This window comes from uncultured Methylobacterium sp., assembly GCF_964244095.1.
Taxonomy (GTDB): domain Bacteria; phylum Pseudomonadota; class Alphaproteobacteria; order Rhizobiales; family Beijerinckiaceae; genus Methylobacterium.
Map to the genome: position 1 here is coordinate 1 of NZ_CAXTHR010000143.1, position 10,362 is coordinate 10,362.

Annotated in this window: 13 protein-coding genes; 7 read left to right on the forward strand and 6 right to left on the reverse strand. The window is 72.0% G+C overall.

The genetic code is table 11. The features are described from left to right. Window positions 1-175: 175 nt before the first annotated feature. Together ACFE86_RS18200 and hemH are read right to left on the reverse strand one after the other, a co-directional pair. Window positions 176-337 carry a hypothetical protein gene (locus ACFE86_RS18200; RefSeq protein WP_375456729.1) on the reverse strand — a complete coding sequence of 54 codons (162 nt, stop codon included), beginning with the start codon at window positions 335-337 and terminating at the stop codon, window positions 176-178. 98 nt (window positions 338-435) lie between these two features. Next, entirely contained in the window at window positions 436-1,521 is a 1,086-nt protein-coding gene (gene hemH, locus ACFE86_RS18205) for a ferrochelatase (protein ID WP_375456741.1), read from the reverse strand. 167 nt (window positions 1,522-1,688) lie between these two features. On the opposite strand from hemH, the gene ACFE86_RS18210 reads away from it, so the two are divergent. Together ACFE86_RS18210 and ACFE86_RS18215 are read left to right on the forward strand one after the other, a co-directional pair. Further along, entirely contained in the window at window positions 1,689-2,642 is a 954-nt protein-coding gene (locus tag ACFE86_RS18210) for a class I SAM-dependent methyltransferase (protein WP_375456730.1), read from the forward strand. Between the two features lie 12 nt (window positions 2,643-2,654). Continuing rightward, window positions 2,655-3,359, forward strand: a complete 705-nt coding sequence (locus ACFE86_RS18215; protein WP_375456731.1) for a uracil-DNA glycosylase — start codon at window positions 2,655-2,657, stop codon at window positions 3,357-3,359. Between the two features lie 4 nt (window positions 3,360-3,363). On the opposite strand, the gene ACFE86_RS18220 is transcribed toward ACFE86_RS18215, so the two are convergent. Further along, window positions 3,364-3,786: a hypothetical protein gene (locus ACFE86_RS18220; protein ID WP_375456732.1), complete on the reverse strand. Its 423-nt coding sequence runs from the start codon at window positions 3,784-3,786 to the stop codon at window positions 3,364-3,366. A gap of 354 nt (window positions 3,787-4,140) precedes the next feature. On the opposite strand from ACFE86_RS18220, the gene ACFE86_RS18225 reads away from it, so the two are divergent. Together ACFE86_RS18225 and ACFE86_RS18230 are read left to right on the forward strand one after the other, a co-directional pair. Then, on the forward strand, window positions 4,141-4,596 hold the full coding sequence (locus ACFE86_RS18225; protein WP_375456733.1) for an AMP-binding protein: 456 nt from the start codon (window positions 4,141-4,143) through the stop codon (window positions 4,594-4,596). A 60-nt stretch (window positions 4,597-4,656) separates the two neighbouring features. Then, entirely contained in the window at window positions 4,657-5,463 is an 807-nt protein-coding gene (locus ACFE86_RS18230; protein ID WP_375456734.1) for an enoyl-CoA hydratase, read from the forward strand. Between the two features lie 70 nt (window positions 5,464-5,533). On the opposite strand, the gene ACFE86_RS18235 is transcribed toward ACFE86_RS18230, so the two are convergent. Then, on the reverse strand, window positions 5,534-5,749 hold the full coding sequence (locus ACFE86_RS18235; RefSeq protein WP_375456735.1) for a hypothetical protein: 216 nt from the start codon (window positions 5,747-5,749) through the stop codon (window positions 5,534-5,536). Window positions 5,750-6,049: 300 nt separating this feature from the next. After that, the gene (locus tag ACFE86_RS18240; RefSeq protein WP_375456736.1) at window positions 6,050-6,655 is read right to left on the reverse strand and encodes a ComEA family DNA-binding protein; all 606 of its coding nucleotides are present in this window, start codon (window positions 6,653-6,655) and stop codon (window positions 6,050-6,052) included. 174 nt (window positions 6,656-6,829) lie between these two features. Here ACFE86_RS18240 and ACFE86_RS18245 point away from each other — a divergent pair, with 174 nt between their 5' ends. Next, entirely contained in the window at window positions 6,830-8,728 is a 1,899-nt protein-coding gene (locus ACFE86_RS18245) for an ABC transporter ATP-binding protein (RefSeq protein WP_375456737.1), read from the forward strand. 71 nt (window positions 8,729-8,799) lie between these two features. Continuing rightward, the gene (locus ACFE86_RS18250; protein WP_375456738.1) at window positions 8,800-9,678 is read left to right on the forward strand and encodes a cell envelope integrity EipB family protein; all 879 of its coding nucleotides are present in this window, start codon (window positions 8,800-8,802) and stop codon (window positions 9,676-9,678) included. 6 nt (window positions 9,679-9,684) lie between these two features. Here ACFE86_RS18250 and ACFE86_RS18255 read toward each other — a convergent pair whose 3' ends face one another. Further along, on the reverse strand, window positions 9,685-9,978 hold the full coding sequence (locus ACFE86_RS18255; protein ID WP_375456739.1) for a DUF3572 domain-containing protein: 294 nt from the start codon (window positions 9,976-9,978) through the stop codon (window positions 9,685-9,687). Window positions 9,979-10,058: 80 nt separating this feature from the next. Between ACFE86_RS18255 and ACFE86_RS18260 the strand changes: the two genes are divergently transcribed. Then, window positions 10,059-10,362: response regulator (locus tag ACFE86_RS18260; RefSeq protein WP_375456740.1), on the forward strand; the 304-nt coding region annotated here is incomplete at its 3' end.

Sequence of the window (10,362 nt, forward strand, 5' to 3'; positions counted from 1 at the left end):
GAGCAGATCGACCAGCACCTGATCCGCAAGGCGCAGCAGGACCTGATCCTGAAGCTGCGCGCCGACGCCAAGGTCCAGCGGTTCGACGAGAACGGCAAGCCGATGGCTGCACCCGCCGCCGCGCCGAAGCAGCCGTGAAGGATGCGGCCGCGCCGGCCGCGGCGCGACCGGCGGATCAGTCGGGCACGGCGAAGAGGTAGGCCGAACCCGCGGTGGTGGTCTGCCCCTCGGGCAGGATGCCCAGGGCCGCCAACTCGTTGGTGCGCCGGGTCGAGCCGAGGATGTCGAGCACGGCGATCACCAGCCAGGGACAGGCGATACCGATAAAGAACGCCATCTCGTCACCCTCGCGGAACCGGCCTGCCCGATGTCAGGTCGGCGATGATAATCCGGCCTCGAAGCTTGGCAAGGTGCGGAGCCGGCTGATCCAGGACATCAGACCCAGCCCTGCAACTCACGCCGCACCACGTTCTCGATCACGCGCATGCCGAGGTCGCCGTCGTTGAGGCAGGGGATGTAGGCGAACCGCTCGCCGCCGTTGTCCTCGAAGTAGTGGCGGTTCTCGCCGTCGAGTTCCTCCAGCGTCTCCAGGCAGTCGGCGGTGAAGCCCGGCGCGACGATCGCCATGCGCTTCACGCCGGACTTGGCCAGCGCCATCACGGTCTCGTCGGTGTAGGGCTTCAGCCATTCCTCGTTGCCGAAGCGCGACTGGAAGGTGGTGCGCATCCGCTCGACCGAGAACCCGAGTTCCTCGCGGATCAGCCGGCCGGTCTTGACGCACTGGCAATGGTAGGGGTCGCCCTTGAGCAGGTAGCTCTTCGGCACGCCGTGGAACGAGGTGAGGATAACCTCCGGCTCGAAATCGAGCTTCGCGAGACCTTCGCGGATCGAATCGGCCATCGCGCGAATGTAGACCGGGTCGTCGTGATAGGGCGGCGACACCCGCACGGTCGGCTGCCAGCGCATCTGCATCAGCGCCTTGAACGCCTGATCGCAGGCGGTGGCCGAGGTCGCGGCCGCGTATTGCGGGTAAAGCGGGACGAGCAGGATGCGGTCGCAGCCCTGGTCGAGCAGCGCCTGGATGCGCAAGCTGACCTCCGGCTTGCCGTAGCGCATCGCCCAATCGACCACGACGGCGTCGCCCATCAGCGTCTGGAGCCGCTCCGACTGGCCGCGGGTGATCGTCTTCAGCGGGCCCTCGTCGCGCTCGTTGTTCCAGACGCTCGCGTAGTCCTTGCCCTTCGGGCCGGGGCGCTTGGTGAGGATGATCAGGTTGAGCAGCGGCCACCAGATCAGGCGCGGCACCTCGATCACCCGGCGGTCGGACAGGAACTCCTTGAGGTAGCGGCGCATCGGCCAGTAGCTCGTCCCCTCGGGCGTGCCGAGGTTCATCAGCAGCACGCCGACCCGGCCCCAGCGGACCTGCGGATGGTCGGCCGGCAGGGTGCCGGCGCCGGCCGGGCGGGGCGGCTCGACGGCGTGGGCGCTCGACAGGGAGGCCGTTTCGACGCGTTCGTTCATGCTGAGGCTCTCGGCCATGGCAGCCGCTTCCTGTCGTGGTCGCCGGGCACGCGGCGAGGCTTCGGGTGCACGCGCGGGCGGCGCGACGGCGCGAGGGTTGTACGGGCTCGGATATCTAACTAGAGCACGAAACCTGCCAGCGAAGATCCGCCCGACGCGAGCGCGACATGCCGTCTCCCCGCTACTTCCTGAACCACTTCATGCCGTTCACCGGCTACCCCTACACGGGCGCGCCGACCGCGTGCAATCTGTGCGGCTCGCGCGACAGCGTCACGGTGGCCGAGACCGACCGGCGGCTGAAGACCCTGAAGTCGATCGCCTGCGCCGAATGCGGCCTGATCCGCACCGACCCGATGCCGACGCCGGCCGAGCTCGCCGCGTACTACGCCCACGCCTACCGCGCGGACTACCAGCTCGCCTTCGCCGGCGGCCCGCCCCGCGTCCACCTCAAGCGTTCCGCCCGCGAGGCGGCGTTCCGGGCCGAACTGCTCGCGCCCAAGCTCGTGCCGGGCGCCCGCGTCCTCGATTTCGGCTCGGGCTCGGGCGAGTTCCTGGCCGCGGCGCGTGCGTGCGGCTGCGAGGCGGTCGGCGTCGAGCCGGGGCGCGACTACGCGGCCTATGCCCGCACGCATCACGGCGTCGCGGTGCTGGACGATGCCGGCGACGACCGCTTTCCGGCTGGGCATTTCGACGTGATCACCACGCATCACGTCATGGAGCACCTGCGCGATCCCGCCGACGTGATGGAGCGGCTCGCCCGCTGGCTGGCCCCCGACGGCGTGCTCTACGCCGCGGTGCCGAACATGGCCGCCACCGGCAAGCCGCCGCACGAGCGGTTCCACTTCGCCCACGTCCACGGCTTCGTGCGCGACACCTTCGACCTCACCGCCCGCCGCGCCGGCCTGGTGCCCGATCCCGCCTATCGGCGCGAGGACACGACGGTGGTCTACGCCAAGACCGACGCGCCGGCCGGGCCGATCGCCGCGCCCGGCCTCGCCCGACGGCTGGCCGAGGAGCTGAAGCCGATGCCGGCCGGCGCCTACCTCGCCTCGGGCGCCTGGATCTGGCCGATGGTCCGCCGCAACGCCAAGGCGGTGCGCGAGACCTTCTCGACCCGCTGAAGCGTCATGGGGATGGCCGCCACACCGACGACGGACGCGCCCGTGGCGGCGGCGCTCGCCGCGTTTCGCGCCGGTGGCTCGCCCTGGCTCGCGCTGCCGTTCTTCGGGAACGGCGGCGCGGAGGCGGTGGCGGCGCGCATCGACGCCCGGATCGCGGCGGGCGCGCAGGTGCTGCCGGCCCCCGAGAACATCTTCGCGGCGCTGACGCTGACGCCGCTGCCCGCGGTGAAGGTGGTGATCCTCGGGCAGGACCCCTATCCGACGCCGGGCGACGCCAACGGCCTCGCCTTCTCCTACGTCGGCGCCCGGCGCCTGCCGGCCTCGCTCAAGGTGATCCTGGCGGAGGTCGATCCGGCAAAGCCGGTGCGCGGCGATCTCACCGCCTGGGCGCGGCAGGGCGTGCTGCTCTTAAACAGCGCGCTCACCGTCGAGGCCGGGAAGGCCGGGGCGCACCTGCGCGCCGGCTGGGCCACGCTTGCCGACGAGGCGGTGGCGGCGGTCTCCGGCGGCGATGCGCCGGCGGTGTTCCTGTTGTGGGGCGCGCAGGCGCGGGCGCGGGCCGCCCTGATCGACCGCTACCGCCACGGCGTGTTCGAGAGCGGACACCCCTCGCCGCTGAACCGCGCCCGCGACTTCCCCGGCTCGCGGCCGTTCGCGCGGGCGAACGCGTGGCTCGCCGAACGCGGGCGGGCGCCGATCGCCTGGCGCCTGCCCTGACCGCCTATTCCGCGGGCTTCGGCGCCGGCTCGGCTGCCGGGTTGTCGGCTGCGGCAGGCGGCGCCGCGATGCCGGCCGGCAGCAGCACGTTCCTGGCGACGTTGCCCTCGGGGCCGTACTCGCCGGCCACCGCGAGGCAGGCCTTCTCGCGGTTGAGCGCCATGTCGTTCGACATCAGCGCGAACATCGTCTGCACGCGGTTGCCGAAGGGCCCGCGCGGGCTCACGTCCGCCGAGCGGGTGTTCTGCTTGGCGAGCAGCGCCTCGAAGGCGTCGGTGCCGATGCGGTAGCCGCACACGTTCGCGGCCGCGAAGACGTAGGCCGCGAACTCGAGCGCGCGCGGCCCCGGCGCGTTGCGGATCTGCGCCCACGCGGGCAGCGCGGCGAGGCTGCCGGCCAGCACGGCGGCCACGATGACGATGCGCATGGCGTGTGTTCCCTCGATGGCGTCCGCGGCTTCTGGCGAGTCGCTGGAGCACGCGGATACGCCGTTCGGCGCGCGCGGCACAGGGGGCCCGGACCCGGCGGATTGCCTCAGTGTGCCGGACATCCGGCAAAGCCGGGCCGCGGTTAAGCGTTATCCGTCCGCCGAGGTTCGATCGCGCCTCGTGATCGCGACGCCGGAACCCGAGGCCTTCGCCCGCCATAGCGCACGCGGGCGAGCCGGCCGGACCTGTTTCGACTTGGTCCGTCGGGCGACCGGGAGCCGAAGCCGCGTGTTAACCCGCGGCGATCAGATCGGATTCCGGGATCTTCCACCGAGAGCCGGGCCAGACGCCGCATGCACCTCGCCATCGACGACCGCGCCGCGCTCGGCCCGGTGTCCGCTCACCTGTCCGCGCCGGCCGCGAGCGAACGCCGCAACCGCTACGCGCGCTGGGCGCTCCACCAAGGGCTCGTCGAAGGCGACGTGGTCGCCCTGCTGATGCGCGACCAGCCCGACGTGCCGGCGATCCGGCAGGGCCTCGCGGTGGTCGGCGTGACCGTGCTGCCGCTCGATCCCGGCCTGCGCGGCGCGTCGCTCGCCGGCCGTGTCGACGCGGCCGGGCCGCGCCATCTCATCGTCGATGCCGGCCTCTCCGAGGCGCTTGGCAGCGTCCAGGGCCGGCTCTCGGTCCAGCCCGTGGTCTGGTGGCACGGCGGCGCCGACTTCGCCCGGATCGACCTGGAGGTCGAGGATTACGACGGCGGGCCGCTCGATCCGCGGGACCTGACCGTGGGGGCGAGCCGGGCCTGACCGGCCCCTGAAAACCCGGCGGCTCCGTGGTAGGCTGAGGTTCGCCACGGGAGCCACCGGATGTCCTCAGCCGCGATGCCGGCCGCACGCCCCGACGCGCCGCTGCTCCTGCGCGCGGATGCCGGCGGGATCGCGACCCTGACGCTGAACCGCGGGCCGGCGCGCAACGCCCTCTCGCTCGGTCTGATGGCGGCCCTGCAGGATGCCCTCGACGCCGTCGCTGCGGATCGCGGCGTCCGGGTCGTGGTGCTGAAGGGTGCCGGCCCCACCTTCTGCGCCGGCCACGATCTCAAGGAGCTGCGTGCCCGGTCCGGCCGCGAGGCGGCCGCCGCGGTCTTTCGCGCCTGCTCGACGCTGATGCTCGCGATCACGCGGCTGCCGCAGCCGGTGATCGCGAAGGTCCACGGCATCGCGACCGCCGCCGGCTGCCAGCTCGTCGCGACCTGCGACCTCGCGGTCTGCGCCGACGACGCGCGCTTCGCGACGCCCGGCGTCGACATCGGGCTGTTCTGCTCGACGCCGATGGTCGCCCTGTCGCGGGCCGTGCCGCGCAAGGCCGCGATGGAGATGCTGCTGCTCGGCGAACCGATCGACGCGGCCGAGGCCCTGCGCATCGGCCTCGTCAACCGCGTCGTCCCCGCCTCCGCGCTCGACGCGACGGTCCAGGCCATGGCCGCCCGCATCGCGACGAAGCCGGCGCGGGTGCTGGCGATGGGCAAGGAGGCCCTCGGTCGCCAGGCCGGGCTCGCGCTGGATGAGGCCTACGCCTACGCGGCCGAGGTGATGACCCGGAACATGATGCTGGCCGAGGCGGAGGAGGGCATCGACGCCTTCCTGGAGAAGCGCGCGCCGATCTGGCCGGCGTGATCGCCCGGCCGCGGCCGGCGCCCTCGGGAAAGCGTCGCCGCGCGGGCGCGGGAGCACAGGGCGACCCGGCTTACTGCTTGGCGCGATTGACCACAGCCAGCAGGGCGCGCGCCACGGGCTCGGTGACGTTGCGGCGGTACTTGCGGTGGACGAGCTGGCCGTTGTGGTAGACGTCGTGCTCGACGTAGAGGCGCTCGCCGTCCCACCGCACGACGTTGTCGGTCTCGGTGGTCTCCTCGACGCCGAGGTCGTCCCGGATGATCGGGCTGCCGGTCTGGGTGAACATCCGCAAGTCCTCGCGCCACCATCTCGGAACGCCGGCGCCGGGCGGCGGCGGGCGCGCCGTTGCGTCCACCCTAAGCGTCATTCCGCGACGTGTCCCACGGTTCGCGGTCGAAAACGATGCCGCAACGAAAGAGATCGGGGCAGGCGTTCGTGGGCGAAGCCGCGCGAGCCTGCTTGAGCAACCGGCGCGGGCCGCGCCGGTTGCTCCGCCTTGTCGAGCGGCGGCGTTCACCTGACAGGGCGCCCGCCCTCCATCCGCCGACCCGCACCGACCGGCTTGAGGCGACGCCGCGCGCCCGGGCTATCGTGCGGTGACCTGATCCTTGATCCTGTCGTAGGTCGCGCGGCTGAGGACGCGCTTCGACAGCAACTGATCGACCGCGTCATAGGGCCGGCGCTGGACGATCGCCCGGCCGATGCTGCCGCCGCCGCGAAGCCCGTTCAGCTCCGCCACCGAAGCGGTGTTGAGGTCGACGAGCGCCATCGCACGCGGCCCGGCGGTGTCGTTGGCGGCCGCGGCCGCCGCCTTTTCCGGCGGCTGGGCGAGCTGCGGCGGGGTGAACGCGACGGGAGCCGGCTGCGGATTCGCGGGAGGCGCGCGCGGCGGCACCGGCGCGGGCACCTCGCGGCCGGCCTCGGGCGCCTGGGGCGTCGCGGGACTTGCCATAGGACCTGCCATGGGACCTGCCACGGAATCTGCCACGGAATCTGCCACGGGCGAACGCTGCGGCGCCGGGAGCGTTTCGATCCTGCGGGGCGCGGGCGCCACCGTTGCGGTCGCCGGGATCGGCACCGGCATCTCGGGGCCGGGCGCGGGACGCGGCAGGAGGTATTGGATGAGGGCGGCGAGGCAGCCGGCGACGATCAGCAGCACGGAGACCCGCAATATCGCCGAGCCGCTCAGCATCGTCCCTCCCGTCCGGACCGTTTTTAAATCGATGTCAGGATAGGGATTTCTCGCGCGTTCGGCAAAGCGCGATCCGCCTCCGCCGGCCGGTCGTCAACAGGCGCGCCGCCTGCGACCCCGCAGGCGCGGCCCTCGGCATCGACGGCACCGCGCCCGAAGCTCATACCCGCACCGATGCCGACCGCTGCCCTTGCCGCCGCCCTTGCCGCTGCCCTTGCCACCGCCCGGCAGCACTTGGTCGGACGCCTGGGCGCGCGCTTCGGCGCGCTGCGCTACCTGCCGGCCCTGTTCCGGCAGGTCCGGGCCGCGAGCCCGCGCCTGTTTGCGGCGAGCCTCGCCCTGCGCCTCGTCGGCGCCTGCCTGCCGGTCGCGATGCTGTGGCTCGCCAAGCTGATCCTCGATGCGATCGTGGCCGAGCACGCCCGGCCGCGCCCGACGCCGATGGGCCTCGACGCTTGGCTCGCCGACCCGCACCTGTCGCGGCTGGCCGCCCTCGTCGCCGCCGAACTCGCGCTGGCGATCCTCGCCGACCTGATCGGGCGCCTGGGCACCCTGGCCGACGGGCTGATCGCCGACCTCTACGGGAACGCCGCCTCGCTCAGGCTGATGCGCCACGCCGCCGCCCTCGACCTCGCCCAGTTCGAGGACTCTGCGCAGCAGGACAAGCTGGAGCGGGCACGTCGTCAGGTCACCGGCCGCACCAGCCTGATCGCGCAGGTGTTCGGGCAGGGCCAGGCGGTGGTGACGCTGCTGTCGCTGGCCGCCGGCGTCGCCGTCTTCACACCCTGGCTGATCGTGCTGATCGCAGCCGCCCTCGTGCCCGCCTTCCTCAATGAGTGGCACTTCACCCGCGCCGGCTACCGGCTCGCCTGGATGCGCACGCCGGAGCGCCGCAGGATCGATTACCTGCGCTACCTCGGCGCCAGCGTCGAGACCGCCAAGGAGGTCAAGCTCTTCGGCCTCAACGGCTACATTACTGATCTCTACGCCGGCTTGGCGGACAAGCTCGTCGCCGACAACCGGGCGCTGGCGATCCGCCGCGCCGGCTGGGGCGGCGCCTTCGCCGCCCTTGGCACGCTGGCCTACTACGCCGCCTACGCCGTCATCGTCTGGCGGACCGTCGCCGGCGGTTTCTCGATCGGCGACCTCGCGTTCCTGGCCGGCGCCTTCCAGCGCCTGCGCGGCCTGATCGAGGGGCTGCTGCTCGGCTTCACCCAGATCTCGGGGCAGGCGCAATACCTCGAGGACCTGTTCTCGTTCTTCGAGACCGTACCCACGATCCGTTCGCCGGAAAGCCCCGCGCCGCTGCCTGACCCGATCCGGCAGGGCCTCGCCTTCGAGGATGTCGGGTTCCGCTATCCCGGCTCGGACGCCTGGGCGGTCCGGCACCTGAGCTTCGCGCTGGCGGCCGGCGAGACCATCGCCCTCGTCGGCGAGAACGGCGCCGGCAAGACGACGATCGTCAAGCTGATGACCCGGCTCTACGACCCGACGGAAGGGCGCATCCTCCTCGACGGCCTGCCGCTCGGCGCCTACGACCTCGATGCGCTGCGCGCCCGCATCGGCGCGATCTTCCAGGATTTCGTGCGCTTCGACCTGACCGCGGGCGAGAACGTCGCCGTCGGGTGGATTCAGGCCCGCGACGATGCCGGGCGGATCGGCCGGGCGGCGGTCCGCGGCCTCGCCGACGGCGTGATCGCGCGGCTTCCCGCCCGCTACGACCAGCCGCTCGGCAAGCGGTTCGAGGGCGGCGTCGATCTGTCCGGCGGCGAGTGGCAGAAGATCGCGCTCTCGCGTGCGTACATGCGCGACGCCGAGATCCTGATCCTCGACGAGCCGACCGCGGCGCTGGACGCCCGTGCCGAGTACGACGTGTTCCGTCGATTCCGCGACCTCAGCGCGGGGCGCGCCGCGGTGCTGATCTCGCATCGGTTCTCGACCGTGCGCATGGCCGACCGCATCCTCGTGCTGGAGCAGGGGCGGGTGCTCGAATCCGGCACGCACGAGGCCTTGCTGGCGCTCGGCGGGCGCTACGCCGAACTGTTCGCTTTACAGGCCGCGGGCTACCGCTGAGCCGGCCCCGGCACGGCCCCTTTCCCGGGGCCGACGCGTTGCCTGTCGTTCTCGCTTCGGGAGTTTCCACGATGCCACGTTCCGCCTCGACCCTCTTCCTGCTCCTCGCGAGCGGCGCGGCCTTCGCGGCCCCGGCGGCGCCCGACGGTCCGGCGAAGGCCGGCCCCGACAAGCCGGAAGCGGTGATCCTGGCCAACCACAAGGCGGTCTACGACCTCGCGCTCGCGTCGAGCGGCGGCGCGCGCGCCATCGAGAGCGCGCGCGGGCGCATCGTCATCGACTTCCGCGGCGATGCCTGCCGCGGCTATACGATGGAGACGCGGCAGGTGACGGTGCTCGAATCCGGCGAGGGCGGCAGCCGCACCTCGGACCTGCGCAACACCACCTTCGAGGGGGCCGAGGCCCGCGACTTCCGCTTCCGGACGGTGACCGTCCTCGACGGCGCGCCGAGCCCGGTCGTGGACGGAACCGCGGACGCGAACGGCGAGGCCTTCAAGGTCCGCCTCAAGGAGCCGAAGAAGGACCAGTTCACGGCCGCCGGGCCGGTGCTGTTCCCGAGCCTGCACATGCGCCGCCTCGTCCGGGCGGCGCGTGCCGGCGAGACCACGCTCTCGGCCAAGGTGTTCGACGGGTCCGACGACGGCCGCAAGGTCTACGACACGCTGGCGGTGATCGGCCGCCGCGCGGCGGACGCCGCGAACGCCGGATCGCCCGACCGCGACAAGCCCCTGCGCGCGGGCGCGATGGCCGGCGTGCCGCACTGGCCGGTGACGCTGAGCTACTTCACGCCGGGGCAGGGCGAGCGCATGCCGATCTACACGCTGACCTTCGACCTCTACGACAACGGCGTCAGCGGCGCGCTCAAGCTCGATTACGGCGATTTCGCCATCCTGGGCGACATGACCCGCCTGGAGATGGACAAGGCCGCCGACAAGTCCTGCGCGCCATAGGCCGGATCAGAAATCCTCCGGTTCGGGCGGCGAGAGCCGGCGCCACGCCGCCGCGATCCGCGCCGGGTCGATGTCGAGGCCGCGCGCGCAGGCGATCAGCACCGCCTCGTCGCCCATCACGTGGTCGAGGATTCCGGCGAGGAACGCCGGGTCCTGCGCGCTCGCCCGCAGGGTCTCGGGGGTCAGCCCGGTCGCGTTGAGGAACGGATACAGCCGATCCTCGTCCGCGACGAGCCACCCGAGGACGTCGAGGGCGAGGCTCTCGCCGGACTCATCGCGTTGAAGGGATTTGCGTTTCATCAACATCTGACGCTTACAAGAGGAGGGAGTGGGGTTAACGTCCCGTAAAGGACGCGCGGCGGCACCGGGAACGAGACGTGATGAAGAAGACGGTGCTCATCGTCGAGGACAACGAACTGAACATGAAGCTCTTCAACGACCTGTTGGAGGCCCATGGCTACGCCACCCTCAAGACCGCCAACGGCATCGAGGCGATCGAACTCGCCCGCGCCCACCGTCCCGACCTGATCCTGATGGACATCCAGTTGCCCGAGGTCTCGGGCCTGGAGGTGACCAAGTGGCTCAAGGATGACGACGACCTCAAGCACATCCCCGTCATCGCGATCACCGCCTTCGCCATGAAGGGCGACGAGGAGCGCATCCGCGAGGGCGGCTGCGAGGCCT

Bases quoted from the DNA above. Each gene is read 5' to 3' on its own strand.
- ACFE86_RS18220 (WP_375456732.1), bottom strand. From the start codon at position 3,786: ATGCGCATCGTCATCGTGGCCGCCGTGCTGGCCGGCAGCCTCGCCGCG.
- ACFE86_RS18250 (WP_375456738.1), top strand. From the start codon at position 8,800: ATGCCACGTTCCGCCTCGACCCTCTTCCTGCTCCTCGCGAGCGGCGCG.
- ACFE86_RS18235 (WP_375456735.1), bottom strand. From the start codon at position 5,749: ATGTTCACCCAGACCGGCAGCCCGATCATCCGGGACGACCTCGGCGTC.
- ACFE86_RS18255 (WP_375456739.1), bottom strand. From the start codon at position 9,978: ATGAAACGCAAATCCCTTCAACGCGATGAGTCCGGCGAGAGCCTCGCC.
- hemH (WP_375456741.1), bottom strand. From the start codon at position 1,521: ATGAACGAACGCGTCGAAACGGCCTCCCTGTCGAGCGCCCACGCCGTC.
- ACFE86_RS18240 (WP_375456736.1), bottom strand. From the start codon at position 6,655: ATGCTGAGCGGCTCGGCGATATTGCGGGTCTCCGTGCTGCTGATCGTC.
- ACFE86_RS18225 (WP_375456733.1), top strand. From the start codon at position 4,141: ATGCACCTCGCCATCGACGACCGCGCCGCGCTCGGCCCGGTGTCCGCT.
- ACFE86_RS18200 (WP_375456729.1), bottom strand. From the start codon at position 337: ATGGCGTTCTTTATCGGTATCGCCTGTCCCTGGCTGGTGATCGCCGTG.
- ACFE86_RS18245 (WP_375456737.1), top strand. From the start codon at position 6,830: ATGCCGACCGCTGCCCTTGCCGCCGCCCTTGCCGCTGCCCTTGCCACC.
- ACFE86_RS18230 (WP_375456734.1), top strand. From the start codon at position 4,657: ATGTCCTCAGCCGCGATGCCGGCCGCACGCCCCGACGCGCCGCTGCTC.
- ACFE86_RS18215 (WP_375456731.1), top strand. From the start codon at position 2,655: ATGGCCGCCACACCGACGACGGACGCGCCCGTGGCGGCGGCGCTCGCC.
- ACFE86_RS18210 (WP_375456730.1), top strand. From the start codon at position 1,689: ATGCCGTCTCCCCGCTACTTCCTGAACCACTTCATGCCGTTCACCGGC.